The following is a 25,458-nucleotide window of genomic DNA, read 5'->3' as shown; positions in this document are numbered from 1 at the left end:
GGCCCGTCCCCCTCGTATGCCGTCCCCCGCGAGCCGCCGGAGGGCCCGCCCCCACGGCCCCCGCCGGACCGCCGGCCTACCCACCCTGCACGGAACCGGCCGCCGGCGCGAGACGTTTTCCCGGTGCGCCCGGTACCGTCGGGCGGCAGCCCCCGTGTGTCCTCCGCGTGCCCGACCGTCCAGGGAGTTCCATGACCACCGCCGCCGCCCGTCACAGCGACCGGAGGATCAGCCCCGTCTTCCTGGGCATCCTGGCCGTGACCGCGGTCACCGGGTGGGCCACCTGGACCGGGTTCGCCGAGCAGCCGGGCGTGGCCGTGTTCCTGTTCGTGACGTCCGCCTGGATCGTCTCCCTGTGTCTGCACGAGTACGCGCACGCGCGCACCGCGCTGCACGGCGGCGACATCTCGGTCGGCGCCAAGGGCTACCTCACGCTGAACCCGATGAAGTACACCCATGTCCTGCTGAGCATCGTGCTCCCCGTGGTGTTCGTGATCATGGGCGGGATCGGTCTGCCGGGCGGTGCCGTGTTCATCGAGCGCGGCCGGATCCGGGGGCGGTGGCGGCACAGCCTGATCTCGGCGGCGGGGCCGCTGACGAACGTGCTGTTCGCGCTCGTGTGCACGGCCCCGTTCTGGCTGGACGCGCTGGACGGTGTACCGGCCGACTTCCGGTTCGCGCTGGCCTTCCTGGCGCTGCTCCAGGTGACGGCGGCGATCCTGAACTTCCTGCCGGTGCCGGGGCTGGACGGCTACGGCGTGATCGAGCCGTGGCTGTCGCACGGCGTCCGGCGGCAGGTGGAGCCGTTCGCGCCGTTCGGCCTGCTGTTCGTGTTCGCCCTGCTGTGGGTGCCGGAGGTGAACGGCGCGTTCTTCGGCGTCGTCGACTCGCTGCTGGGGTCCCTGGGGATCCACGAGATCGAGACGTACTGCGGTTACGAGCTGTTCCGCTTCTGGAGCGGCACGAGCGGCGTCTGCTCGGTCAGCCCGTGACGGTGCCCTCGTTCCGCTCGGCCCGTCCCCGCTTGACGTAGTACCAGGTCATGTTGGACGACAGGCCCGCCAGCAGCACCCAGACGACGCCGATGAGCACACTGCCCTGGACGAAGGAGACGACGGCCGCGGCGACGGCGAGGAGGCACACGACGAGGGCGTAGAGGGCGAGACGGGGCATGGCGGGGGGCTCCTGTCGGGGGACACTGCTGAGGCTCGGCAACGCCTCTGCCGAGGTACTGCCGAGACCTCCAGTGTCCCCCATCGCCTCATACGTCCGTGACGCGGAGCCCGGCGTGTGCCTTGTAGCGGCGGTTGACGGAGATCAGGTTGGCGACCAGGGACTCCACCTGGTGGGCGTTGCGCAGCCGCCCCGCGAAGATGCCCCGCATGCCGGGGATGCGCCCGGCCAGGGCCTGCACGATCTCGACATCGGCGCGGACCTCGCCGAGCACCATCACATCGGTGTCGATCTCGTCGATCTCCGGGTCCTGGAGCAGTACGGCCGACAGGTGGTGGAAGGCGGCGGTGACCCGGGAGTCCGGGAGCAGCGCGGCGGCCTGCTGGGCGGCGCTGCCCTCCTCGGGCTTCAGCGCGTAGGCGCCCTGCTTGTCGAAGCCGAGCGGGTTGACGCAGTCGACGACGAGCTTGCCGGCCAGTTCCTCGCGCAGGGACTCGAGGGTCTTGCCGTGGCCGTCCCACGGCACGGCGACGATCACGACGTCGCTGCGCCGGGCGGTCTCGGCGTTGTCGGCGCCCTCGATGCCGTACCCGAGCTCCTCGGCGGCGGCCCGGGCGCGCTCGGCGGCCCGGGAGCCGATGATCACCTTCTGGCCGGCCTTGGCGAGCCGGTGGGCGAGGCCCTTGCCCTGCGGTCCGGTGCCGCCGAGCACGCCGACGACGAGCCCGGACACGTCGGGCAGGTCCCAGGGGTCCTTGGCGGGGGTCTTCGCGGGCTGTTGTGCCTTCTCGGTAGAGGTCATGGGCCGACTCTACGTCCGTGACACCGGCGTTCACGGCCGGCGTGAGCGCCGTCACGGAGCGGCGGTCGATGTCCCCGGAACGGGCGAATCCAAGGCGAACGCCGCAACGCGGGCGGGCGGTTGGGGCAGGATGCGGCCGCATGGACGCCGTACGGGTCGCGCTGCTGCGGGACGTGCTCGCCGGGACGGGGTGGCTGGGTGCCACCCGGCACTTCGCGGGCACCCTGCGCGGGTCGGTGGTCGCGCACGGCGGCGGGCTGCTGCTCGTGGGCACCCCGGAGTACGAGCCGTGGCATCTGGCGGCGCACCTGTCGGACGAGGCCGCCTGGTCGGGGACGCCGGAGCTGGCCCCCACGCTCGTACGGCACGACGCGCGCCCCTCGGACCCCGCGCACCTCGCGGTGGGCCCGGGGCGGCTGGAGGCGGCGCGGCGGGGCGAGACGCTGCTGGTGGTGGCGCCCGGGGACCCGCCCGCCCCGCTGCTCGAGCGGATCTCCGACGCCCGCCGGGCCGGGGCGACGCTGCTGTCCCTGGGCCCCGGCGCGGGGGAACTCCCGGCGCTGGCGCACGAGGTCCTGCCCGTGCCGGAGGGTTCCGAACTGGACCTGGACACCGTGCAGCACCTGGTGAGCGCGGCGGCCGGGGAGAACGCCCTGCCGGCCCGCCGGGGCCGGCGCCGCTTCCGGGACCGGCTGTCGAGGCTGGCCGACCTGCTGACCGCCCCGCCGCCCACGCGCTGGTGACGGGCCGGGACTCGCGGGTGAGGGTCCCGCGCCGGTCAGTCGTCGTCGCGTTCGCCTTCCGCGGGGGCGTCGTGCCACCTGGGGTCGTTCTCCCACTGGAGGTTGCGTTCGCGGGCCGTCTCCATGGCGCGTTCGGCCTCGGCACGGCTCGCGTACGGGCCGAAGCGGTCCTTGCCGGGGCAGTCGGGGCCCTCCTCGACCCTCTGGTGCTCCAGGCAGTAGAACCACTCGCCCGGCTTCCCGACCGTCCGCTTCTTGAACAGGGCCATGACCGTCTCCTCCCGCTGATGGGCTGTCCCGCCCGTCCGCCGTCTCGCGTCCCGCCAGGGAGATGGTCCCCCATCGGCGCTGAATTAGACTCGCCGGCATGTCTGGCCAGTCGCTGCTCGTTCCGGGGGAACTGTCCCCCACCCGTTCCGTGCCCGGGAACATCCGTCGTCCCGAGTACGTCGGCAAGCCCGCCCCCACTCCGTACACCGGTCCGGAGGTGCAGACGCCCGAGACGATCGAGGCGATGCGGACCGCCGGCCGGATCGCGGCGCGGGCGATGGAGGAGGCCGCGAAGCTGATCGCGCCCGGTGTCACCACGGACGAGCTGGACCGGGTGGCGCACGAGTTCATGTGCGATCACGGCGCCTACCCCTCCACGCTCGGCTACCGCGGTTTCCCGAAGTCGCTGTGCGCGTCGGTCAACGAGGTCATCTGCCACGGCATCCCGGACTCGACGGTGCTGCGCGACGGCGACATCGTCAACCTGGACGTGACGGCGTACATCGGCGGGGTGCACGGCGACAACAACGCGACGTACCTGGTCGGCGAGGTGGACGAGGAGAGCCGCCTGCTGGTGGAACGCACCCGCGAGTCCCTCGCCCGCGCGATCAAGGCGGTCAAGCCGGGCCGCCAGATCAACATCATCGGCCGCGTGATCGAGTCGTACGCGAAACGGTTCGGCTACGGGGTGGTCCGTGACTTCACCGGCCACGGCATCAACTCGTCCTTCCACTCCGGCCTGATCGTCCCCCATTACGACAGCCCGCACGCGACGACGGTGATCCAGCCGGGGATGACCTTCACCATCGAGCCGATGCTGACGCTGGGCACCCACGAGTACGACATGTGGGACGACGGCTGGACGGTCGTGACGAAGGACCGCAGGCGGACGGCGCAGTTCGAGCACACGCTGGTGGTCACGGACACGGGGGCGGACATCCTGACCCTTCCGTAGGACCGGCCGTCCCGACGACCGCGATTCCGGGCCCGCTCTCTTCGGAGGGCGGGCCCTCGTTTGTGCGGGGAGAAGGGAGGGGAAGTTCCCGACAGACTGTCGGCAAGGCATTGACTTAGGTAAGCCTAACCATAGAAGATCGGGCCCATGGACTCCTTCTCGACCCTCATCCGCACCGCCTCCCACGAGCAGCACGTGGAGGCGGAGACCTCGACGTTCATGAGCGATCTGCTCGGCGGCCGGCTCGGCGTGGACGCGTACGCGCGCTACACGGAGCAGCTGTGGTTCGTGTACGAGGCACTGGAGTCCGGCGCCGGGGAGCTGGCGTCGGATCCGGTGGCGGGCCCGTTCATCCGGCCGGAACTGTTCCGGCTGGCGTCCCTGGAGCGGGACCTGACCCACCTGCGCGGCCCCGACTGGCGCTCGACCCTGACCGCCCTGCCCGCCACTGAGGCCTACGCCTCCCGGGTCGCCGAGTGCGCCCGCACCTGGCCCTCCGGCTACGTCGCCCACCACTACACCCGCTACCTGGGCGACCTCTCCGGCGGCCAGATCATCCGCGACAAGGCGGAGAGGACGTGGGGCTTCGCCCGGAAGGGCGACGGGGTCCGCTTCTACGTCTTCGAGGAGATCTCCAACCCGGCCGCGTTCAAGCGCGGTTACCGCGAACTCCTGGACGCGGTACCGGTGGACGACCTGGAGAAGCAGCGGATCGTGAGCGAGTGCAAGCGGGCCTTCGCCCTGAACACGGACGTGTTCCGGGCACTGGGCGAGGAGTTCCCGCTGTCCGCGTGAGCCGGTGACTCTGTGTTCCCCTTACGAAACGGTCAGTTCCGTGTCCCCGGCCCGTAACAACCCCCGTGCGCCGCGGTCGCAGCCGGTACAACCGGCACAAGCTGCATTCGTGGCGGCGGGACTTCGTCAGCGGCCCGCCGCCACGAACGACCCGGACCGGCCCGACCGGCCACGACCGACCACGGGGGAACACCATGGACACCGCTGCCCGCAGCGCCCGCAAGAGTTCCAGAGGCCGGAGGTCCTGCGCCCTCGGGGCCGCCGCCGTCACCGCGCTGCTCGCGACCACCGCGTGCGGACCGGACGCGGGAGGCGGCTCGGACGGGGCGGACGCCTCGAACCGGCCGGGCAGGACGACGTCCTCGCGCCAGCCGGCCGACAACGCGGGCGCCGGGGCCGGTGGGAACGACGCGAACGGCACGCCGTCCACCGTCCCCGCCTGCACCGAGGAGAACCTCGCCTTCTCCTCCGTACGGGAGCCCGCGGACAGCAAGGAGGCCAGGCACCTGCTCCTCGTCGTCCAGAACGCCGGTGAGAAGAAGTGCGCCCTCCACCACTACCCGCACGTCATGATCGGTGACGCCGCGGGCAACACCCCCGTGATCGAGGACAGCGCCCCGAACCCCGGCGAACCCGTCGTCATCGCCCCGGCGGAGGAGGCCTACGCCGCTCTGCTCGTCAGCGGGGGCCACCGGGACGAGTACGAGGCGAAGAGCATCACCCTCACCCTCCACGGCCACGAACTCGGCACCACCGGCAGCGATCCGGTCGACGTCCCCCTGCCCGCCGCCACCCTGTACGCGGACGACGGCCGGCTCGTCACCTACTGGACGACCGCCTCCGGCGCCGCACTGGACTTCATCACGTCGAAGTGACGGAACTCCGGTTCTCAGCGCTCCAGATACACCCGTCCGCCGATCTCGGTCCAGCCCTCCGGCTGGGGTGCGGTGAGGATCTGCGAACCGGCACCCTGGGTGATGTTCAGCGCCCGCCCCAGCCGATCGGTGAGCAGCAGCGCCGCCGCGCCCGTCGCCTCGTCCTCGTCGATGCCGTCGTCACGGCCGGGGAAGGCACGGGCGCGGATCCGCCCGGCCGGCTCGTCCAGCCAGGCCCAGGCGTACACCCACTCCCCCTTCGGAGGCACGGGCAGGTCGTCGACCTCGGCGGCGGAGGCGTACTGCCGCAGCGTGCGCGGCGGCACCCACTCCGCCCGCGCCTCGATCCAGCAGAACTCCCCGTCCTGCCGGGCCCCCACCACCCCCGCGGGCACGACGAGTTCGGGCACGTCGAGCAACCAGGCCGCCCCCACACACGGATGCCCGGCGAACGGCAACCGCAGAGTCGGGGTGTAGATGTCGACCACCCCCCGCTCCGGATCGTCGACGAACACGGTCTCACTGAACCCGAGCTTCGCGGCGAACTCCTGCCGCTCCCCCCGCTCCGGCATCACCGCCCCGTTCCGCACCACCCCGAGCTCGTTGCCGTACCCACCCCGGTGCCCGCAGAACACACGCACCACGTCGTAATCAGTCACGGGCGGTATTCAAGCATCGCGCGGACGGCGAGCCCGCCGGCCCGGCCCACCGGCGTCACAGGAAGTGCAGCCCCTCCCTCGCCCGGCGCAGCTCGCCGGTCCAGCGTCGGTACGCGGGCACCTTGTTCAGCGCGTCGAGCGCGACCGTCTGCCCAAGTCGGCCAAAAGCCCGTTCCGCGTCGCGCCGTCCACCCAGCGCCGCCTTGAGCATGGCCTTCGGGTCGACGACCTTTTCCACGTCGTGCGGTACGTCCCATGCGGCATCGCGCCCGGGTGCCGCCTCTTTGAGCGCTTCAGGGTCCGCCAGCATCCACGCCTCGGTCTCCTTCACCGGCACCAGAGCCACAATCCGGTGAGCGTGGTCCGGAAGGTACTCACGGACGGCTTGGACCTTGCCCCGCTCATTGTGATCGTGGTGGATCAGCACGATGTCGAAGTACCGGAGTAGCTCGGTCGCTTCGCGGACGACCAGGTCCCGGTGCGCCACCGTGAAGCACTCCCCCACGACTACACCTGAGTAGTCGAAGCCGGCCGGAGCCGCATGGGCGAGTTCGGCAACCTGCCGGTCGACGACCGGAACGAGAAACCACTGGTCGCTGGCTCCCTCCGTGAGGAGAGCGAGACTGAGATACCTACGCCCCACGCGCGTACCGCCCCATGGGATCAAGGTACTTCCGCACTTCCAGAGGGGTGACGAACGTCCCCCGCTCTCCGCTCTCCGCCACCTTCCGCGCCCGGCTCAGCCGACGCGGCGGAAGGCCGTCGTCGAACCGGGTGACGGTGTCCAGGAACACCACCGAATCCGGGGCGTCCTCCAGGGAGGCGGCGAGCGCGACCGGTGAGTGCGTGGTGATCAGGATCTGTCTCCCGTCACCGGCGGTGAGCGTTGCGGGTTCGCTGGTTCTGCCCTTCAGCCGGGACAGCAACTGCGGGACGCGGGTGGGGTGGAGGCCGTTCTCGGGCTCCTCGATCATGAGCAGCCCTTCGTGCGCGGGGTCGTGAGCCGCGGCGAGCAGTGCCAGCACACGCAGCGTGCCCGCGGATGCCGCGCCCGGAGTCACACGGTGCTCATGCCGGTGCTGAAGCCAGACGTCCCACTGCCCCCACTCGGCATTCGCCTCCACCGTGATCTCCACGAGATCGGGGAGCAGCGCCACCGCATCGGCACGGAAGTCGTACCAGCTCTCCGGGTCCCGGGCGATCCGGCCCAGGACGGCGCCGAGGTTCTTGCCGTCCTCCGCGAGGGGTGCGGTGTCGTACGTGGACGAGACGACGCGCATCGCCTTCGGGGAGGGTTCGAGGATCCGCCAGTTCCTCGTGCTCTCGGCCAGCTCCCTGCGATACGCGGCATCCTGTACGGACACCTCCGTGCAGTGGAGTTGGCCGGTCTCGTCGGGGAACAGGTGCCACGGCACGGACGGGGTCCAGTCCTCGCCCGCATGGTGGTCATGCACATTGAGCACCTTGGTGTCGATCCGCAGGGGGTCCGGCGGATCCGCGTACGTCACCTCGGCCTCGACCCTGACGTGGCAGTACCCGGCGTAGCCATGCACGAGAACGTGGGCCGCGATACGCATGGCCCCGACCGGTGCCCCGTCCGGCCCGCGCCGGAACAGCTCCTTCGGGCCTCCCCGCCGGGCATGGTCGACCAGCGTCTGACTCGTCGGCTCGCGGATCAACTGTCCCAGCAGGTCGACGGCCTCCAGCAGGTTCGACTTGCCCGAGGCGTTGGCTCCCACCAGGACGGTGAACGGCGGCAGGTCGAGGGCGAAGTCGTCGAACGACTTGTATCCGTCGATCTCGATCCGCGTGATCACCCTGCCACCTCCTCTCCACGCTGCCGCATGTGCACTGCGCCACATTATCCGCAGCGCCTTTCCGTCCGTACGGCCAACGGCTCCGCCGCGTGCACCCGCAGTGCAGGGCCGGCCCCGAACTCAAGCAGCACGGCGGGTCCACCGGCCGCGTACTGATCACCGCGTACGCAGACCACGGTGCGCCACTCACCCCACACCCGTACCTCTTGCCCCGCCTCGACCAGAGCCGCCGCCACCTCACGCGTCCCGGGCCCGGCGACGATGTCCGACGCCTTCAGCTCCGCGAACACCGTCTTCCCGATCCCGGCCGCGCGCTCCTCCCAGCCCCAGCGGTGCGCGAGCGCCGCGACGAGCAGCAACCCCCGCCCACCGGTCTCGTCCTCACCCGGTTCCCGCACCTCGGGCCGCCCGCCCCCGGCATCACTGACCTCGATCCGCAGCACCCCGTCCGCCAGGGAGCGGCTGATCCGCACGCCCACCTGCCGGTCCCCGGGCACGGCGACGCGCAACGCATTGGTGACCAGCTCCGACAGCACCAACTCGGCGTTGTCCAGCGCCTCCTGCCCCACACCCCAGTCACCGAGCACGGCGTGCAGCAGCGCCCGGGCGCGGGGGACGCTGGACCGGCTGCGGGGCAGCCGGAAGGTGATCTCGTTCAGTGCGCTCATAGGGAAGCCTCCTCAGGGTCCGGAGCCAGCAGCGAAGTCCCAGCAACATGGATCCAGTTGCAGTCGCGCGTTCCGTAGGCTGCCCGCACTCGGAAGGTCCTCGCAACGTTGCATCGGAGATCTAGAGCTTTTCTCATCCTTTCGAGTGAGTGCCGGGTTCGCACCTATACGTCTCTGCTAGAAGAGGAGCATGAACACGCGAGGTACGACCGACCGCCCCTCCACCGTTCTGGGACGGCAGTTGGGCGACGAACTGCGCCGCCACCGCGAGGCATCAGGCCTCACCACCACCCAGGCAGCCGAGGCTCTCGACTGCACCAAGGGCAAGATCAGCCGCATGGAAAACGGCCGGGTTCTGGTGCGCACACCGGATGTGATGGCTCTGTTGCACGCCTACGGCGTGAACGATCCCGAGACCCGGGAGCGGCTCACCCTGCTCACGAGGACGGCCAACCGCCGCCGTCGCGAGGGCTGGTGGCACCAGTACAGCTCGGTGCTGGCCGAAACGTACAAGGACTACATCGAGATGGAGTCCATCTGCGAGAGCATCAGGACATTCCAGGCTCAGCTCGTTCCCGGGCTGCTCCAGACTCCGGAGTACAGCCGAGCCGTGACTGTCGCGTCTCGCGCATGGCAGTCGTCCGAGGACATCGACCAGTTCGTCCAAGTGAGACTCGCTCGCCAGCAACGACTCACCAGTGAGACGCCATTGACCTTTTGGGCGGTGCTTGCCGAAGGAGTTCTGCACCAGCAGGTCGGCGGGTCCGACGTCATGCGTGCACAACTGGACCACGTGATCGCTCTGGCAGAGCTCCCCAACGTCACCGTCCAAGTCCTGCCGTTCTCGCGCGGAGCCCACTCGGGTATGTTCGGCCCGTACCTGCTGATGAGCTTTCCTCAGGCGACGGCGCAGGATCTCGTGCTGACAGAGACACCCACGGGCAACTTCTGGATGGAACAGGAACCCGAAGTGGCCCACTACCGGGCCCTTTTCGATGATGCGCGCACTCTCGCGCTGCCGCCGACGGAGTCGCTCGCACTCATCCGCCGAATCGCCGAGGAGTTCACCTCATGAGCGTCGAACGCTCCATACCCCCTTGCCTGACCGAAGCCATATGGTCCAAGAGCAGCTACAGCGGCGGACAGGGTGAGTGCCTGGAGTTCGCCCACAACATCCCCGCCCTCGCCCCCGTCCGCGACAGCAAGCACCCGACCAGTCCGGTGCTCCCCTTCGGCCGTGACGCCTGGGGCGTCTTCGTCGCGCAGTGGAGCGGTCAGCGTTCCAGGTAGCGATCCGGATCAGCATCGCATGACCAGTGGATGCGGCCCCCGTCCGACAACGGGGACGAGCGGTTCATGGTCGAGTCCTGGATGATCCTCGACGGCGGCACCGTCCTTGTGCCGTCCGGAACGGTGTCGGCAACGCTTCAAGCGAGTGCGACAGGGGCCGGTTCGAGACGTGGCTGACCAGTTCGTCCGGCCGGTCGCCGGCTTTCGTCACGAACGCCGAGCGGACGATGGTGATGCTGCTGGACGGCGAGGGCGATCCCGGCGAGCATGCCGTGGACCCGGGAGCCGAGGGTTTCAGCGACGGGTTCCAGGTAGCCCGGCCGCCGACTTCCGTCCAGCCCTCCGGCTGGGTCGCGGTGAGGATCTGGGAGCCCGTGCCCTGGGTGATGTTCAGGGCGCAGCCCAGTCGGTCGGTGAGGAGGAGGGCCGCGGCGCCCGTCGCCTCGTCCTCGTCGATGCCGTCGTCGCGGCCGGGGAAGGCACGGGCCCGGATGCGGCCGGCCGGCTCGTCCAGCCAGGCCCAGAACCAGAGCGTGTCTCCTTGATCCGTTTTTTGGTTGATCGGATATGTCCATCCGTCTAGTGATCACTGATGTGATGTGGGACCGGATCAAGCCGTTGATGCCGACCAATGCGGTCCGCGGCCCGCGGTGGGCCAACCATCGTCGAACCCTGGAAGCCATCGAGTGGAAGTACCGCACCGGCTCGCCTTGGCGGGACCTGCCGGACGAGCTGGGCTCATTCCAGACCGCTCGCAAACGGCTGCTCAGGTGGGCTGCGGACGGTACCTGGGATCGTATTCTCGCAGCGCGCCTGGCAACGGCCGACGGTGCTGACGACATCGGCTGGACTGGACTGTGTCTGTGGACTCCACCGGCTGCCGGGCCTCCACTTCGCTGCCGTCCTGTTCTGGGCCCGGGCGTAGGGGCGTCGGGCCGCACAATTTGGAGAGGCACGTCCTCAGCCCGGCGTGGCAGCATGCGGCAATGGTCTTTCGGCACCCCGACGGCGACTACGCGATCACCGCGATCTACTCCGTGCCCGATGACGCCTGGTATCTGGAACTGGATCTCGTGGCCAGGCAACGGAATCTCGTGACCGCAACCATCCCCGATGAGGATCCGGCACGGGAGCCGACAGTGTGCTTCAACCCGAGCTCAGCACACACTGACGTCCCGTACGAGGTCATGCGCTGGTTCATGCACCAGGTCGATGAAGAGATCCGTAGCTCCCGTGCCTGGATGCAGCTGAGACCGGGGCTCGTCGAGATCATCTACCAACTACGTCAGGAACACATGGGCGTCATCGACGATGATGACTTTCCCCAGGTTCTGGCAGACCTGCGTACCACGGTCCCCAAGGAGGACCTCCCCGCCGTTCTAGAGGCCGCCTTCGGACGGAATCCTGACGGCACCACCATGAACCACCCGCAGACGTCCCGGCCGGTAGAGGACCAAGGAGACAGGGCCTAGATCCACTCCCCCTTCGGCGGCACGGGCAGGTCGTCGACCTTCGCAGCGGTGGCGTACTGGCGCAGGGTGCGCGGCGGCACCCACTCCGCCCGCGCCTCGGTCCAGCAGAACTCCCCGTCCTGCCGGGAACCCACCACCCCGGCGGGGACGACCAGCTCGGGTACGTCCAGCAGCCAGCCCGTGCCGACGCAGGGGTGGCCGGCGAAGGGCAGGCGCAGGGTGGGGGTGTAGATGTCGATCACCCCGCGCTCGGGGTCGTCGACGAACACGGTCTCGCTGAAACCGAGCTTCTCGGCGAACGCCTGCCGGTCCTCCCGCTCGGGCATCACGGAACCGTCGCGCACGACACCCAGTTCGTTGCCGTACCCGCCGCGAGGTCCGCAGAAGACGCGCAGCACGTCGTAGTCAGTCACGGGGGCATTCAAGCACCGTACGGGCGGCGAGGTCGTCCCAGGTCGGGGCGCCACCGGCCAGGGGCCAGGTGAGGGTCGGGGCACCGTCGTACGGCAGGGAGGCCACCGTGTCGGCGTACCGGTGTTCCACGGCAGTCCGCCGGGCCTCGTCCGCCGGGTGCGTCAGACACTCCAGTTGCCGCCGGTACGCCTCGGTCACCTCGTCGACGGTGCGCCGCCACTCCTCGTCGCCAGTCAGTCGTATGAGCTCCAGACAGGGAGGTTCCCCGCCCTCCGCCAGCGCGGCGACGGCACGGTCGTGGCCGTCCAGGATCAGCCAGCCGTCGAGGAAGGTGACCCACCACAGCAGTACGGGCGCCAGGGTGCCCTCGCGGACGTGCTTGCGGTACGCCTTCACGCGCGGGGCGTCGGGTGGTGACAGCCGGCGCAGGGGCAGGACGCCGTGCCAGCCACCGCCGCAGTACAGCTCCAGGCTGCCGCCCGGCCAATCGCGTACGAGGTCCTCCGTCCAGATACCCGGGGCGAACGCAGCCCGCGGGGACAGGTGCCAGCGTCCGTCATGCACCGGGTGGGCGGGGGACTCCTCCATCCAACGAGCGTATTGGTGGGGCCAGTCGATGGCAGAACGCTGCGTGGTCGAGCGCAGGGGCGGCAGTGGGGAGCGGTAGGCGTCGAGGCGGTGGAGGGAGAGGTCACGGCAGCAGCCGTCGGTGTCCGCACGGCCCAGCAGCAACGGCCGGTCCTGCTGCCGCAGCAGCATCCGGCCCCCGTCCACCGTCTCGAAACGCAGCGGGGGCGGACCGGGCCGACCCGAAACGGCCAGCACCAGCCCGCCTCCCGGCTGAGACTGTCTGCTCCACCTCGTCATGGGGCCGAGTCTGGGCGACGGCCGGAACGGACGGAAACTGTTTTCGGGGCCGGCCCTCGGCCCCTCTCACGGTACTTCCCCCCAGGGAGGGCAGGGTGCCCCTGAAGCCCATCTGGGTTCGAAGAACTCCTCCCGGAAGATGTCCACCGCCGTCCTGAGCAGGGCGATGTCGATGTCCGGCCGGATGAAGCTCAGCCGTGCCGAGGTGTCGTCCATACGGAATTCGAGCAGTGTCCCGCCGGACGCGCCCTCGACCCACTCCACCACTTCCATGGCATCGAAGTCGTTGTGGTCACTCTGGACGATGAGCGCGAAGTAGTCGCGTCCCTCTACGGAGAAACGCCTCACGGTCGCCCCTCGAACCGCACTTTCCCACCTCGCATGCTCAAAGGAGTGGCAGTCCCGTCCCCGAGACCATTGCCTCGCCGGCGCATAGTACGTGTAGACGCGGGACCGCGTTCAGCCAGGCCGCGCTGACGCAGGAATAACCGGCGAAGGGCAGACGCAGCACGGGCACGTGGATGCCGACCACCCCACGCTCAGGGTCGTCAACGAACACCGTCTCGCTGAACCCGAGCTTCGCGGCGAACACCTGTCACTCATCCTGCTCCGGTATCACGGCCCCGTCCCGGACCGCACTGAGCTCGTTGCCGTACCCACCCCGGGGCCTTCAGAAGACACGCACCACGTCGCAATCAGTCACAGGGGCTTGCAACTGCGTCAAACGGCACAGAAGCCCCACCGGAGTCACTCTCGGTGGGGCTTCTGGAATGTGCAGGGCCATGCCCGCCTTGCAGTTGCAGAAACGGACGGATCAGGGCAGAGATCCAGCGGTCAGCCTAGTTGACCCAGGTCAGCACGGATTCTTTCCGCTTCAGCGCGAGCAGCGGCCGCTTCGGCGGCAGCCCTCTGGCGATCTTCCTGATAGATCAGAACGCCGGCCAGTGAATCCAACGCGTCTGCGATCCTTTCCCGCCATGCAGCGAATGCTTCGGTTTCGCACTCCCCCCGGGGCCTTTCGGACCGCACTTCTCTCAATCTTTGAAGTGCGGCGCGCAACTCCGGAGAGACAGGCACGAGACTCACCCACGTCCACCGATTTGAGGCAAGAACCGCTGACAGGCAGGGCATGGTCCGATCAGCTCGCCATGATCCTCGATCGGGAACGAATTCCCTCTACCGCCACCACCGATCTTGACGGACTGGAATGTCGCCCCCTCCAGCGGGATGTCGGCGCTCTCGAACTGAATGGCACACCCGACTTCCCCGCACCCGCCATGGTGTCCGGAGTTGGCTACTGCCCTCGCTGTCTGCGGAGGCATTGCACCACTGCGCGTATCCGTTGCATAGGAGAAGCGGACATGCTTTCCATCCGCAGACGTAATCTTCGTGGCAACATTGGGACGCGATTCCGGACTCATGCTCAGCGCCTCGTCCGCGAAGTCGAGCAGGTCATCATCGGCCTCCCCGCAGTTGTGAACGAGTACCGGCGCAGCGCCCGCCAGCACATAGTACGTGTGGATGTCCGCGACCGTGAGGTTGTAGACCCTGGCCTGCTGGGTCCAGCGTTTGACGGCGGTGATCTGGACGTGGGTGCCGGCGCTTGTCTTCAGCCAGTCGCCGGACTTCAGGTCCGTGGCGCGGACCCACTCGCGCAGTTCGGGCACCCAGAAGGGGTGGCCGTCGGTGGCCGTGGTCCTGGCGGTCTTCTCGCCCTTCTCACCGTCGGTGTCGATGGTGATCTCGACGAGGTTCTTCGCGCCCTTGCCGATGATGAGGGCCGTGACCTCCTTGACCGCCGTCTTGCCGGTCTCCGGGTCGGTGGCCACCACCTTGTCGCCGGGCTTGACGTCCTTGATGGGCTTCTTCCGCCCGTCGGCCATCAAAACCGGGGTCTCGGGCGTGAAGCTGTTCACCCGGCAGGACTCGCCGGCCGACTGGGTGCCGTCGCCCCCTCCGCCGTCGCCGTTGCTGTCGGCCTTCTTGGCGGCTGTCGCTTCGGCTTCCTCGGCTTTCGCCTTTTTCGCGGCCTTGGCGGCGTCAGCCTGTTTCTTCCATTCGGCCATGTCCTCCGTGTACTTGGCCATGGCCTTGGCGTCCTCGTCGGCCCGCCTGATGATGCCGGTGGCCCAGCGGACCTCGTCCTCCCATTTGCGGTAGGCGCTCCAGGCCTTGTCCAGCGCCTTGAGGACTCGCTTGGCCTTGCCCGCGAACGGGACCGCGGCCTCCAGAGCGATCATGGCGCAGGTGCCGAGGGATCCGTTGAGACAGTCGACGATGTCGTTGTAGCCGGTGCCCTCCTTCACCGCCTCCTTGGCCACGTGGATGACCATGTCCATCTTGGACTGCTTCTTCGGCGGATCCACCGCGACCCAGTCGCCGCCGTACGTGGTGGTGGTGCGCCAGGTCTCCTCGCCGAACTTGCGGGCGATGGTGGCGACCGGACGGCCCTGACCGTCGTACTCGGTACGCGTGGATGCCGGAACCTTGTTGTCGTCCGAGGACCACAACTCGGATGAGGCGTCCTGAGAGTTGAAGTGAGCGCCGTTCTCCTTCCAGACCAGGCCACGGCTGTCGTAGAAGGTGTCGGTGATGACCCGGCCGCCGTCGAGCGCGGGCTGCTGGGTCTGGCGCAGGCGCAGCGCGCCGTCGTAGATGTCGTAGGTGACCCGGTAGTCGCCCCGCTCGATGAGCTGCTTCGTCGTGATGACCACGGGCGCGTCCGGAGTGACGGTGTAGCTGAACTCGGCGTCCGGGGTCTGGGTGGCCGGGTCGCGGTCGGGCGACCAGGTCCGGCCTCGGAGGTGAGCTTGCCCTCGGCGCAGTCGAACGAGGCCGTCTTGACGCAGCGTTCGGCGACCTGGAAGGTCACCTGGGGCCGGGGCTGCGGCGAACAGGTCGTCGCTGCGCAGGCCGTAGGAGATGCGCTTGAGCCAGCCGCCGCGGTCGTAACCGCGGTTGGTGGACTTGCCCTCGCGGGTGACGTTGGAGCCGTAGTGGTTACGCTCCTTGCCGTACGCGGCCTTGTGGCAGGGCTCGTTCGGGTGGTTGCCGTACACCGGCACGGACCAGGCGGAGTTGGTCTCCGGCTTGCCGGAGGCCCAGCCGGGCAGCCGTTCCATGCCGAAGTAGTACTGCACGGCCTCCTCGTTGGTGACGCGCCAGTACTCCTTCTCATTGTCGCCGTTGGCGACACCCTTGAGGAGTTCGACGCGTGAGCCGTCGTCCCCGGCGGGGACCGACTTCTTCGTCTTGTCGTCGAGGACGAGCTGCGTGGAGCTGCCGTTCAGCGACAGGGTGACGACCGGCGGGCCCTGGCACAGGTCGCCGGTGGGGTGCTTGGGGTTGTTGTACCCCGAGCCCTCCTTGCGGTCGTTGGAGCACGGCACGAACTGGCGCTCGATGAAGTTGGCGCCGGTGTCCCAGCCGTCACCGACCCAACTGCTCTGCTGCGAGGACGCGGAGGAGCGGCCGTCGACGCTCGCGGAGGAGTAGTTCAGCCCACCTGGTCGTACCCGATGGAGATCCCGTCCTCGCTGGGCGGCCCCGGCCCGACCCTCGGGTGATCTCGGTCCAGGCCGGCGACGTCAACGGAGACGGTCGCACCGATCTGACCGCCGTCTACGACGATGACGACGGCCAAATGGACCTGCACAAGTTCCTCGGCCGCGCCGACGGCGGCTTCGACAACCCCGTGCGCGGTTTCAACTCCGGCGACGGAACCTGGTGGGCCAAGAACGCCCACTACACGATGGGCGACGCCAACGGCGACGGCCGGGCCGACCTGATCGCGTTCTACGGCTACAGCACGGGCGCCGCCGCGCTGTGGACCTTCATCGCCCAGGCCGACGGCACCCTGGACCGGCCGTTCAAGTCGTGGAACGTGGAGTCGGGTACCTGGGAACGCGATCGCGTCGAGCTGACGAGCGGCGACTACAACGGTGACAAGCGCACCGACGCCGCGGTGATGTATCGGCACGACGGCGGTGTGACGGCGCTGCACACTTTCACGGCGCAGTCGAGCGGCGGTTTCGGCGCACCGCTGGAGGGCTGGAAGTCCCAGCCGGAGACCTGGTACGCCAGCAGCTCGGGGTGCCCTGACTGACGGGTGAACGACGGCCGCCGGGTGCCCGTCATGGGTGCCCGGTGGCGCTGTCCGCCTGGGCTGGTGAGTCTCTTTGGCGTAACAAAGTGATCAACTTTGCTTTTGCAAGTTGCGAACGATTGGCCGGGGAAAGGTGGGGCGAAGGGGAGCTTTTGCGGCGAAAGGCCCATCCGACATGTCCTTGACTTGTACGAATTGGGCAAAAGTACAGGTGACGAGGCTCATGTGAAGTCGGCCCATGTGGCCCCGTGGCGTCCTGAAATAGCTGTTACCGTGCGGAAAGTTTGCGGGCTCAAAGAGTCCGCCTCTTTGTGAACGCTCCCGGTTCCGGTGATGAGGAGGTGGCGCCTGTGGGTGAGCTGGAAACGGCTCAGTTCAGTGTGCTGGTGGTCGTGGGTCTGTTGGTCTTCTTCTACGGAGGGACCTTCCTGATCTCGACGCGGATCGGCAAGAAGGAAGAGAACGCCGACGGTTACATGACCGCCGGCAACAACATCGGTTTCGGTATCTCCGCGGCCAGCATGACGGCGACCTGGATCTGGGCGTCGTCGATGTACGCGTCCGCGACGTCGGGGTACACGTACGGTATCTCCGGGCCCATCCACTACGGGCTGTGGGGTGCGCTGATGATTCTCTTCATCTACCCCTTCGGCAAGCGGATCCGGGCCGTGGCGCCCAAGGCGCACACTCTCGCCGAGGTGATGTACGCCCGGCACGGCCGTTCCAGTCAGCTGATGCTCGCCGGGTCGAACATCGTCGGCAGCCTGATCAGCCTGATGTCCAACTTCATCGCCGGCGGCGTGCTGATCTCGATGCTGTCGCCGTTCACCTTCACGCAGGGCGTGTTCGCCGTCGCGGCAGGTGTGCTGCTCTACACGCTGTGGTCCGGTTTCCGCGCCTCGGTGCTCACCGACTTCGTCCAGGTCGTCGCGATGCTCGGCGCGGTCGCCGTCATCGTCCCGTTCATCTTCTTCGCGGCCGACTTCCCGGCTGCCTTCGAGACCGGCGCGGGGAACCTCACCCCGGAGCAGGGCGACTTCTTCTCCAGCACGGCCTTCATGGAGCAGGGCGCCCCGTACATCGCCGCGGTGCTCGCCTACGCGATCGGCAACCAGACCATCGCGCAGCGGCTGTTCGCGGTGAAGGAGAGCCTGATCAAGCCGACCTTCCTCACGGCGACGGTCGGTTACGGCGCGATGGTCATCGGTGTCGGCATGCTCGGTGTGCTCGCCCTCTACCTCGGCTACGAGCCGGTCGGCGGCGACATGAACAACATCATTCCCGGGATGGCCGCCGAGTATCTGCCGCCCGTGCTGCTCGCGCTGTTCTTCATCATGATCGTCGGTGCGTTGTCGTCCACCGCCGACTCCGATCTCTCCGCCCTCTCCTCGATCATGATGGCCGACGTCTACGGCCAGAACGTCGCCGGCAAGGAGAAGGCGAACCCCAAGACGATGCTGCTGGTCGGCCGTATCACCATGGTGGTGGCGACCGCGATGGCCGTGGCCTTCGCCAGCCTGCAGCTGAACATCCTCGACCTGCTGGTGTTCGTCGGCGCGCTGTGGGGCGCGCTGGTCTTCCCGGTGCTGGCCAGCTTCTACTGGGACAAGGTCACCGGGAAGGCGTTCACCACCTCGGTGGTCGCGGCGCTCGCGGTGTTCCTGCCGGTCCGCTTCGGCTGGATCCCGGTGGACGGTGTCTTCGGCATCGTGGTGGACGTGCTGTCGGTCGTCGGTATCGGTGTCGTCCTCGGTCTGATGGTGTTCGGCTTCTTCGGCATCAGGGCGGCCAAGGTCGTCGGTGCGGCGGCGGTCGTGGTGTCCGCGCCGTTCGCGATCGGGTCCCTGCACGAGTACGCCACCCTGTGCGGCTCGCTGGTCGCCTACTCGGTGTCCACGGTCGTCTGCTGGGCCATGAGCGCGCGCCGGCGTGAGGGCTTCGACTTCTCCCTCATCGCCCAGCGCACCGGTGACTTCGACGACGGCGACTCGGCGGCGAGCGCGGAGACGGGCGCGGAGGCACCGGCCGGGGGCGCCGGCGGTGAGCCCGAGCCCGTCGCGACCAGCAGCAAGTGATCCCCGCTCCCGAGGAGGCAGCATGTCCACCGCAGCTCTGACCGCGTACGTCCTGATGTGGCCCGTGCTCGTGGCCGTCGTCCTGTTCGTGATCAGCCGCGGGTTCTTCCGCGAGTGGGCCGAGGCCCGCCGCAACGGGGAGGACCTGATCTGACCCCCCGCGGTACGGAAAGGGGTGCCCTCCCGGAGGGCACCCCTTCCGCGGTTCACCCGGCCGTCGGGCGCCGCCTGCGCAGGGCGAGGACGACACCCGCGCCCGCCGCCACGGCCACTCCGGCCGCCGTGCCGAGGGCGCCCACCGGGACGTCCGAACCGGTGCCGGCGAGGCTGCCTCCGAAGGCGCCGCCGGTGGTCGAGCCGACGCCGCCGGTCGTGGAGCCGCCGGTGCCCGAGCCGCCGGTGCCGGAACCCGCGCCGCCCGCGGTGCCGTTGGAACCGCCGGTGCCGTCGGGGAGCTTCGCGTCGTCGCTCACGGCGACCGACAGGCCGACCGGGTCGAGTGCCGTGCCGGCCGTGTAGAAGTCTCCGAAGGCCTTCGCGCCGGCTTCGGTGAGCGTCGCCGTCACGCCGTTCACCGTGATGACGTCGTTCTTCGCGGCCAACGCGGGCGACTTGGCCTTCAGTTCGGCCAAAACCACGTCCTGCGAGGCCTCACCGAGGCTGTTGACATCGGCGGACAGCGTGCCGGTGCCCTGGTCGAGGGTCGCCTTGAGGTCGGTGAGGGTGAGGTCCAGGCTGTATGTGCCGTTCTTCTCATGGCCCTTGAAGTTCACCGCGCCCTTGAAGGCGGCCTTCAGCGTGCCCGCCTCCGTGTCGTACGTGCCGCTCGCGCCGGTGAAGGTGAAGGTGCCGTTGCCCGCGGCCTGCGTGGCGCCGGCCGACGCGGTGACCGTGCCCTTGGCGAGCGGACCGGTCACGTAGGTACGGAAGGACTGCTTCACGCCCCAGCCGAGCGTGCCGTCGGCTATCTCGCCCTTGGTGGCGGCGGGCGCGGTCGTCTGCGGCTTCGTGGCGGAGGGGTCCGGGGTCGGGGCCTTGGTCGTCGGCGCGGTGGTGGCGGACTTCGTGGGCTCGGGTTCCGGCTCGGGCTCCGGGTCCGGGTCGGGGTTCGACGGCGGGGTGGTTGTCGGGTCCGGGTCCGGCTCGGGCTCGGGCTCCGGCGCCGTCTTCTTCGCGACCGTCAGCGGGTCGCCCGCCGCTCCCGCGTAGCTCGCGCTGCCGAAGACCTCCGCGGCCTGCTCGGTCAGCGTGGTGGCCATGTCCGTCATCTGGCGGGTGACCGTGACGGTCGCGAGCGGGACGTCGTCCTCGGTGGCGCCGTCGCGCGTGACGTCCGCGGTGATCGCCGCGTCCGCGCTGTCGAACTTCACGTCGGAGAGCCCGATTTCGAACCGGTGCGCCTCGGACTTGATCAGCAGCGTGCCCTTGAAGGCGAGGGACGTCCCGTGGGTGGTGGCGTCGTAGCTGCCGGTGCCGTCGGTGAAGGTGAACGGGCCGTTGCCGTCGGCCTGGGTGGCACCGTCGGCCGGGGTGAAGGTGCCCTTGGCGAAGTTGGCGACGTAGTTGCGGTAGGACTCCTTGATGCCCCAGGTCAACTCGTAGTCGGCGAGGGGGACTTCGGCGGCCGAGGCGGAGGGGGCCACGGTGGCGCCGAGGGCCGCCGCCGTGGCCACCGCCGCGGCGAGGGCGAGGGAGCGGCGTCGTCTTGCGGGCATGGTCGGATCTCCTTGAGGTGAAGGGAGGTTCAGTCGTTCTGCGGGGTGTCCGCGGCGGCGGGGTGTGCGCGGCGCCTGCGGACGGTGAACGCGGCCGCGGCGGCGAGCGCCAGCAGGGAACCGGCCGCTATGGCGAGGGGGAGGACGGGAGTTCCGCCGTCGGTCTCCTGCTGCGAGGCCTTCGCCACCGGTTCGGGGGAGGCGGCGGACGGGGAGGCGGAGGCGGAGGGGGCGCTGCCCAGGTCGGGCAGGGCGGGGAGTTCGGCGTTCTCCGTCAGGGCCACGGCGAGGGAGACCGGGTCCATCGCGGTGCCCTCGGGGTACATGCCGGTGAAGGCCTTCGCGCCCTGCGCGGTGAGTTTCGCGGGGGCCTCGGTGACGGTGACGAGGCCGTTCTCCGGTTCGAGGTCCTTGGCCGTGAAGGTGACCAGCGGGACCTTCTCGCCGGTGTGGTCCGGTGCGGTCACGTCGGCGTAGAGGGTGCCCTTGCCGTCCGCGACGGTGACGCGGACCGCGCTCAGGGCGAGGTCGAGGCCGTGTGCGCCGGTGAAGCGGACGGTGCCCTGGAAGGCGGCGGTCAAGTCGCCGTTCTCGTACGTTCCCTCGCCGTCGGGGAAGCGGAAGAGGGCGCCGCCGTCGAGGGCTCCGGAGGACAGGGTCCACTTTCCCTTGGCGATGTCCCCGGTGACGTACTCGCGGAAGGTGCGGCGCACGCCCCAGTCGACGGCTCCGTCGGTGAGCTTCCCGGCTTCCGAGCCGTTCGAAGTCTCCTTGGGCTTCGGCTTCTTCGTCGTCGGTGTGCTCGACGGATCGCGCCGTGCGGCCTGCCGTACGTCCGCCGAGAGGCTCACCGGGTCGAGTGCGGTCCCGGCCGTGTAGTAGCCGGCGAAGGACCGCGCGCCCTGGGCGGTGAGGGTGGCGGGGACGTTGTTGAGGACCACGGAGGTGCCGCCGCCCCGCATGTCGATCCCGCCCAGGGAGAGGGAGGCGAAGGGCACTTGGCGGGACGTCGTGACCGCCCCGGTGTCCTTCGCCTTGCTGGTGACGTCCACATGGAGCGTGCCGGTGGAGCCGGAGATGCTCACGGTGGGGCGGCTGAGGGTGAGGTCGAGCTGGTGCGAACCGGACCCGGCGGGGTGGCCGGTGAAGCGGACCCCGCCCGAGAAGGCGGCGCGGAAGGTGCCGGTGTCGCCGTCGTAGGTCCCCGTCGCCGAGTGGAAGCGGAAGCCGCTGCCGCCGACGGTGGCCGCGCCGCCCGTCAGGGAGAAACTCCCGTTCGCCACGGGGCCGGTGACATAGCGCTGGAAGGACGTCTTGATGCCCCAGTCGAGCCGGCCGCCCTGGACGGTGCGGCTCTCGGCGTGCGCCGTGGCGGCCGGGAGGAGCGCCCACAGGACGGCCGCGCAGAGCACGGTCACCAGGGCGCGTGGGCGGGTGGGCATGGGAAGTCCTCCGGAGACGAGCCGGTAGCGAACGAAGGTAAGGCTAACCTAAGCTGCACCTCGGAAAACATCCACCACGGCCGGAAGGATCGGGCGGAACCGTGCGACGCTTGCGCACCAGACTGGCGGGAGCACTGCTGTCCGTGCTCACCCTCTCCCTCACCGCGACGGCATGCGGAGGCTCACCGGGCACGGCGTCCGCTCCCCCGCCGAAGGGCGCCTCCGCGGCACCCGACCGCGTGGAGCCCCTCGCCGGCCCACCGCGGCCGCGGCTCCCGGTCACCGTCCGCTCCGCCGACGGCCGCGAACTGACGGTGAAGCGGGCCGAGCGGCTCGTACCGCTCTCCGGCAGCCTCAACGAGATCGTGTTCACCCTGGGCCTCGGGGACCGGGTCGTCGCCCGCGACGTCTCCGCCACCTTCGAGCAGGCCGCCGGACTCCCCGTCGTCACCCGGGGACATGACGTCTCCGCCGAGAGCGTGCTGTCGCTCCGGCCCGACCTGGTGATCGCCGAATCCACCAGCGGGCCCGCGGAGGCGATGGACCAGATCCGCGCCGCCGGGATACCGGTCCTGGTCGTCGAAGGCGCCACCGGGCTCGACGACGTGGGCCCGCGCATCGGGGCCGTCGCCGAAGCGCTCGGCGTACCCTCCGCGGGCACGGAGCTGACCCGTCGCACCGAGCAGCGGATCGCGGCCGTCACCGAGTCGGTTCCGCGGAAGGGGAGCAAGCCGCGGGTCGCGTTCCTGTACCTGCGCGGCTCCGCCTCCGTGTATCTCATCGGCGGCAGGGGCTCCGGCGCCACCTCGCTGATCGAGGCGGCGGGAGCGGTCGACGCCGGGGCGGAGTCCGGGCTGGAGAAGGACTTCACCGCCATCACCAGCGAGGCGCTGGTCAAGGCGGCGCCCGACGCCATCCTCGTCATGGCGAAGGGGCTGGAGTCCGTCGGGGGTGTGGACGGGCTGGTGAAGATCCCCGGGGTGGCGCAGACACCCGCCGGGATGGACCGGCGCGTCGTGTCCGTCGAGGACGGCGTGCTGCTCAACTACGGGCCGCGTACGGACCAGGTGCTCGCCTCGGTCGTCGAGCAGCTGTACGGCGGTGGCGCGTGAGTGTCGTCGAGAAGGCCGTGCGGGACACGGTGAGGCCGGCCCCGGAGCGGCCACGCCAACGCCGTGGCACCGCGTGGCTGTTGACCGTCGGGCTCGTCGCCGGACTGCTCGTCCTCGTTCCGGTGGCCGCCGGGACCGGCGCCTATCCCGTGCCCGTCGGGGACGTACTCGCCTCCGTGCAGCACCGGTCGGGCCTCGGCGGCGGCGAACTGGACCGGGTCGCCGAGTCGGTGCTGTGGAACGTACGGTTCCCGCGGATCGTGCTGGCGCTGCTCGTGGGGGCGTCGCTCGGGTGCGCGGGCGCGCTGATGCAGGGCGTGTTCGGCAATCCGCTCGCCGAGCCGGGCGTCATCGGCGTCTCCTCCGGCGCGGCGGTGGGCGCGGTGGCGGCCATCGCGCTGGGGCTGAACTTCGCCGGGAACTGGACGGTTTCGGTGCTCGCGTTCGCCGCCGGGCTGTTCACCGTGCTGCTCGTGTACGGGATGTCCCGCTCGGGCGGCCGTACGGAGGTGGTGACGCTGATCCTCACCGGTATCGCGGTGAACGCCTTCGCGGGCGCCCTCATCGGGCTGTTCCTGTTCTTCGCGGACACCGCCGCCATCAATCAGATCACCTTCTGGCAGCTCGGTTCGCTCTCCCAGGCCACCTGGCCGAAGGTGCTCGCGGTACTGCCGTGCGCGGCCCTCGGACTCTTCGTCGCGCCCCTCTACGCCCGCCGTCTCGACCTGCTGGCGCTCGGCGAACGCCCGGCCCGGCATCTGGGCGTGGACGTGGAGCGGCTGCGGATCGTCCTCGTGCTGGTGATCGCGCTGCTGACGGCGGCGGCGGTGAGCGTGTCGGGGATCATCGGGTTCGTCGGGCTGGTCGTCCCGCATCTGCTGCGGATGGCGGCCGGTCCCGGACACCGGTTCCTGCTCCCGGGCAGTGCGCTGCTGGGCGCGCTGGTGCTGCTGGCGGCCGATCTCGCCGCCCGTACCGTCGCCGAACCCGCCGAGCTGCCCCTCGGTGTCCTCACGGCGCTGATCGGCAGTCCGTTCTTCTTCTGGCTGCTGCGCCGCACCCGGCGCCGGCAGGGAGGCTGGGCATGAACCGTCCGCCGCGCATGAACCGTCCCCTGGGCCTGAGCCGTCCCCTGGGCATGTTCCGCCTGCGCCACCGTCCCGTTCCGCCGGCCGCTCCCGCACCCGGTGAGGTGCTCGCCCAGGCCGAGGGGGTGTCCGTGCGGCTCGGTGCCCGCGAGGTCCTGGCCGATGTGGGCGTCCGGGTCCGCGCGGGCGAGGTGCTGGCCCTCGTCGGGCCCAACGGGGCGGGAAAGTCCACCCTGTTGAGCGTCCTCGCCGCCGATCTCCCGCCCACCGCGGGGTGCGTACGGATCCACGGGCGCCCGGCGGCCGACTGGTCCGCGCCCGAACTCGCCCTGCGCAGAGCGGTGTTGCCGCAGGCCGCGTCCCTGTCCTTCCCGTTCACGGTCGAGGAGGTGGTCCGGATGGGCCGCGCGCCCTGGACCGGGGCCCGGCCCGAGGAGGACGAGGCCGCCGTCGCCGGGGCGATGGCGGCGACCGAGGTGACCGGCTTCGCCGCGCGCCCCTTCTCCGCGCTCAGCGGCGGCGAACGGGCCCGGGTGGCACTGGCCCGGGTGCTCGCCCAGCGCACTCCCCTGCTCCTGCTGGACGAACCGACGGCCGCACTCGACCTGCGGCACCAGGAACTGGTGCTGCGACTGTGCCGGGAGCGGGCGCTCGCCGGTGACGCGGTGGTCGTCGTGCTGCACGACCTCGGGCTCGCGGCGGCCTACGCGCACCGGGTGGCGGTCCTGCGGGCCGGCCGGGTCGCGGCCGAGGGGCCACCGCGGGAGGTGTTCACGGAGGGACTGCTGTCGGAGGTGTACGACCAGCCGGTCGAGGTGTTCCCGCACCCGCGGACGGGAGCGGTACTGGTCCTCCCGGACCGTACCGGTCGGACCCCGGCCTGACCCGCGCCCGAACTCCCCCGGCACCGGCCCGGGATGCGCCCGCCGGACCCACGCCCCAGCGGCACGGGCTCGGCCCTCGGTCCCGCGCCGGACGGGCAAACGCCCAGCCGGTACGGACCGGCAACCGCCCGGCCGGGGCAGACCGGCAACCCCCGGACCGGGCAGACCGGCAACCCCCCGGACGGGACAGACCGGCAACCGCCCGCCCGGGACGGATCGGCCCTGCGCGGGCCGGGG

26 protein-coding genes and 4 pseudogenes are annotated in these 25,458 nt (G+C 70.0%); 15 read left to right on the top strand and 15 right to left on the bottom strand.

All coding sequences use genetic code 11. The features are described 5' to 3' along the window. The first annotated feature begins 191 nt into the window (after positions 1-191). Complete coding sequence (locus ACZ434_RS03840; protein ID WP_468451423.1) at positions 192-992, top strand: site-2 protease family protein; 801 nt, start codon at positions 192-194, stop codon at positions 990-992. Here the strand turns inward: ACZ434_RS03840 and ACZ434_RS03835 are convergent. Both ACZ434_RS03835 and npdG read right to left on the bottom strand, forming a co-directional pair. After that, positions 982-1,173: a hypothetical protein gene (locus ACZ434_RS03835; RefSeq protein ID WP_468451421.1), complete on the bottom strand. Its 192-nt coding sequence runs from the start codon at positions 1,171-1,173 to the stop codon at positions 982-984. The genes ACZ434_RS03840 and ACZ434_RS03835 overlap by 11 nt on opposite strands. 88 nt (positions 1,174-1,261) lie before the next feature. Further along, positions 1,262-1,975 (bottom strand): NADPH-dependent F420 reductase, encoded by a 714-nt coding sequence (npdG, locus tag ACZ434_RS03830; RefSeq protein WP_468451419.1) that lies wholly within the window; start codon positions 1,973-1,975, stop codon positions 1,262-1,264. A gap of 140 nt (positions 1,976-2,115) precedes the next feature. Between npdG and ACZ434_RS03825 the strand changes: the two genes are divergently transcribed. Then, positions 2,116-2,718, top strand: coding sequence for a hypothetical protein (locus ACZ434_RS03825; RefSeq protein WP_468451417.1), 603 nt, complete (start codon positions 2,116-2,118; stop codon positions 2,716-2,718). A gap of 35 nt (positions 2,719-2,753) precedes the next feature. Here the strand turns inward: ACZ434_RS03825 and ACZ434_RS03820 are convergent, their stop codons facing one another. Next, the gene (locus ACZ434_RS03820; protein ID WP_468451415.1) at positions 2,754-2,987 is read right to left on the bottom strand and encodes a hypothetical protein; all 234 of its coding nucleotides are present in this window, start codon (positions 2,985-2,987) and stop codon (positions 2,754-2,756) included. A 98-nt stretch (positions 2,988-3,085) separates the two neighbouring features. On the opposite strand from ACZ434_RS03820, the gene map reads away from it, so the two are divergent. The 3 genes from map to ACZ434_RS03805 all read left to right on the top strand — a co-directional run bounded on the left by map (position 3,086) and on the right by ACZ434_RS03805 (position 5,613). Beyond that, positions 3,086-3,943 carry a type I methionyl aminopeptidase gene (gene map / locus ACZ434_RS03815; protein WP_468451413.1) on the top strand — a complete coding sequence of 286 codons (858 nt, stop codon included), beginning with the start codon at positions 3,086-3,088 and terminating at the stop codon, positions 3,941-3,943. A gap of 147 nt (positions 3,944-4,090) precedes the next feature. Further along, positions 4,091-4,738 (top strand): biliverdin-producing heme oxygenase, encoded by a 648-nt coding sequence (locus tag ACZ434_RS03810; protein WP_468451411.1) that lies wholly within the window; start codon positions 4,091-4,093, stop codon positions 4,736-4,738. Between the two features lie 194 nt (positions 4,739-4,932). Next, positions 4,933-5,613 carry a DUF4232 domain-containing protein gene (locus ACZ434_RS03805; RefSeq protein ID WP_468451409.1) on the top strand — a complete coding sequence of 227 codons (681 nt, stop codon included), beginning with the start codon at positions 4,933-4,935 and terminating at the stop codon, positions 5,611-5,613. 14 nt (positions 5,614-5,627) lie between these two features. On the opposite strand, the gene ACZ434_RS03800 is transcribed toward ACZ434_RS03805, so the two are convergent. The 4 genes from ACZ434_RS03800 to ACZ434_RS03785 are packed head-to-tail and all read right to left on the bottom strand — an operon-like array spanning position 5,628 to position 8,757. Next, entirely contained in the window at positions 5,628-6,272 is a 645-nt protein-coding gene (locus ACZ434_RS03800) for a PhzF family phenazine biosynthesis protein (protein ID WP_468451407.1), read from the bottom strand. A gap of 55 nt (positions 6,273-6,327) precedes the next feature. Beyond that, entirely contained in the window at positions 6,328-6,915 is a 588-nt protein-coding gene (locus tag ACZ434_RS03795) for a DUF4276 family protein (protein WP_468451405.1), read from the bottom strand. Next, entirely contained in the window at positions 6,905-8,089 is a 1,185-nt protein-coding gene (locus ACZ434_RS03790) for an AAA family ATPase (RefSeq protein ID WP_468451403.1), read from the bottom strand. Before ACZ434_RS03790 ends, ACZ434_RS03795 begins: the two co-directional genes overlap by 11 nt. 44 nt (positions 8,090-8,133) lie before the next feature. Continuing rightward, complete coding sequence (locus ACZ434_RS03785) at positions 8,134-8,757, bottom strand: ATP-binding protein (protein ID WP_468451401.1); 624 nt, start codon at positions 8,755-8,757, stop codon at positions 8,134-8,136. A 190-nt stretch (positions 8,758-8,947) separates the two neighbouring features. Here ACZ434_RS03785 and ACZ434_RS03780 point away from each other — a divergent pair, with 190 nt between their 5' ends. After that, the gene (locus tag ACZ434_RS03780) at positions 8,948-9,832 is read left to right on the top strand and encodes a helix-turn-helix domain-containing protein (protein WP_468451399.1); all 885 of its coding nucleotides are present in this window, start codon (positions 8,948-8,950) and stop codon (positions 9,830-9,832) included. Continuing rightward, positions 9,829-10,047 carry a DUF397 domain-containing protein gene (locus ACZ434_RS03775; RefSeq protein WP_468451397.1) on the top strand — a complete coding sequence of 73 codons (219 nt, stop codon included), beginning with the start codon at positions 9,829-9,831 and terminating at the stop codon, positions 10,045-10,047. Before ACZ434_RS03780 ends, ACZ434_RS03775 begins: the two co-directional genes overlap by 4 nt. A 316-nt stretch (positions 10,048-10,363) precedes the next feature. Here ACZ434_RS03775 and ACZ434_RS03770 read toward each other — a convergent pair. Further along, positions 10,364-10,573, bottom strand: a pseudogene (locus ACZ434_RS03770) (PhzF family phenazine biosynthesis protein); the annotation flags it as partial. Between the two features lie 41 nt (positions 10,574-10,614). Here ACZ434_RS03770 and ACZ434_RS03765 point away from each other — a divergent pair. Together ACZ434_RS03765 and ACZ434_RS03760 are read left to right on the top strand one after the other, a co-directional pair. Beyond that, positions 10,615-10,934, top strand: a pseudogene (locus ACZ434_RS03765) (transposase); the annotation flags it as partial. Between the two features lie 99 nt (positions 10,935-11,033). Next, complete coding sequence (locus ACZ434_RS03760) at positions 11,034-11,519, top strand: hypothetical protein (protein WP_468451809.1); 486 nt, start codon at positions 11,034-11,036, stop codon at positions 11,517-11,519. Here the strand turns inward: ACZ434_RS03760 and ACZ434_RS03755 are convergent. The 5 genes and pseudogenes from ACZ434_RS03755 to ACZ434_RS03735 all read right to left on the bottom strand — a co-directional run. After that, a pseudogene (locus ACZ434_RS03755) lies at positions 11,519-11,932 on the bottom strand (PhzF family phenazine biosynthesis protein); the annotation flags it as partial. The gene ACZ434_RS03760 and the pseudogene ACZ434_RS03755 sit on opposite strands and share 1 nt — an antisense overlap. Next, positions 11,925-12,758, bottom strand: coding sequence for a hypothetical protein (locus tag ACZ434_RS03750; RefSeq protein WP_468451395.1), 834 nt, complete (start codon positions 12,756-12,758; stop codon positions 11,925-11,927). The gene ACZ434_RS03750 and the pseudogene ACZ434_RS03755, both read right to left, overlap by 8 nt. Before the next feature lie 108 nt (positions 12,759-12,866). Next, the gene (locus ACZ434_RS03745) at positions 12,867-13,148 is read right to left on the bottom strand and encodes a hypothetical protein (RefSeq protein WP_468451393.1); all 282 of its coding nucleotides are present in this window, start codon (positions 13,146-13,148) and stop codon (positions 12,867-12,869) included. Between the two features lie 94 nt (positions 13,149-13,242). Continuing rightward, a pseudogene (locus ACZ434_RS03740) lies at positions 13,243-13,503 on the bottom strand (PhzF family phenazine biosynthesis protein); the annotation flags it as partial. 379 nt (positions 13,504-13,882) lie between these two features. Continuing rightward, positions 13,883-16,189 carry a polymorphic toxin-type HINT domain-containing protein gene (locus ACZ434_RS03735; protein WP_468451391.1) on the bottom strand — a complete coding sequence of 769 codons (2,307 nt, stop codon included), beginning with the start codon at positions 16,187-16,189 and terminating at the stop codon, positions 13,883-13,885. A gap of 173 nt (positions 16,190-16,362) precedes the next feature. Here ACZ434_RS03735 and ACZ434_RS03730 point away from each other — a divergent pair, with 173 nt between their 5' ends. From ACZ434_RS03730 to ACZ434_RS03720, 3 genes are all read left to right on the top strand, one after another. Continuing rightward, positions 16,363-16,905, top strand: coding sequence for an FG-GAP repeat domain-containing protein (locus ACZ434_RS03730; RefSeq protein ID WP_468451389.1), 543 nt, complete (start codon positions 16,363-16,365; stop codon positions 16,903-16,905). A 350-nt stretch (positions 16,906-17,255) separates the two neighbouring features. Continuing rightward, positions 17,256-18,980 carry a sodium:solute symporter family protein gene (locus ACZ434_RS03725; RefSeq protein ID WP_468451387.1) on the top strand — a complete coding sequence of 575 codons (1,725 nt, stop codon included), beginning with the start codon at positions 17,256-17,258 and terminating at the stop codon, positions 18,978-18,980. A gap of 22 nt (positions 18,981-19,002) precedes the next feature. Then, positions 19,003-19,134, top strand: a complete 132-nt coding sequence (locus tag ACZ434_RS03720; RefSeq protein ID WP_468451385.1) for a putative transporter small subunit — start codon at positions 19,003-19,005, stop codon at positions 19,132-19,134. Positions 19,135-19,186: 52 nt separating this feature from the next. Here the strand turns inward: ACZ434_RS03720 and ACZ434_RS03715 are convergent, their stop codons facing one another. Both ACZ434_RS03715 and ACZ434_RS03710 read right to left on the bottom strand, forming a co-directional pair. Next, positions 19,187-20,695, bottom strand: coding sequence for an HtaA domain-containing protein (locus ACZ434_RS03715; protein ID WP_468451383.1), 1,509 nt, complete (start codon positions 20,693-20,695; stop codon positions 19,187-19,189). A 29-nt stretch (positions 20,696-20,724) separates the two neighbouring features. Next, the gene (locus ACZ434_RS03710) at positions 20,725-22,137 is read right to left on the bottom strand and encodes an HtaA domain-containing protein (RefSeq protein ID WP_468451381.1); all 1,413 of its coding nucleotides are present in this window, start codon (positions 22,135-22,137) and stop codon (positions 20,725-20,727) included. 101 nt (positions 22,138-22,238) lie between these two features. Between ACZ434_RS03710 and ACZ434_RS03705 the strand changes: the two genes are divergently transcribed. The 3 genes from ACZ434_RS03705 to ACZ434_RS03695 are packed head-to-tail and all read left to right on the top strand — an operon-like array spanning position 22,239 to position 25,221. Beyond that, positions 22,239-23,249, top strand: a complete 1,011-nt coding sequence (locus ACZ434_RS03705; protein ID WP_468451379.1) for a heme/hemin ABC transporter substrate-binding protein — start codon at positions 22,239-22,241, stop codon at positions 23,247-23,249. Positions 23,250-23,278: 29 nt separating this feature from the next. Further along, positions 23,279-24,337: a FecCD family ABC transporter permease gene (locus ACZ434_RS03700; protein ID WP_468451807.1), complete on the top strand. Its 1,059-nt coding sequence runs from the start codon at positions 23,279-23,281 to the stop codon at positions 24,335-24,337. Positions 24,338-24,387: 50 nt separating this feature from the next. Continuing rightward, on the top strand, positions 24,388-25,221 hold the full coding sequence (locus tag ACZ434_RS03695) for a heme ABC transporter ATP-binding protein (RefSeq protein WP_468451805.1): 834 nt from the start codon (positions 24,388-24,390) through the stop codon (positions 25,219-25,221). Positions 25,222-25,458: the final 237 nt, after the last annotated feature.

This window comes from Streptomyces sp. NPDC030893, from assembly GCF_055571535.1.
This window is presented reverse-complemented; position numbering and strand designations above follow the sequence as displayed.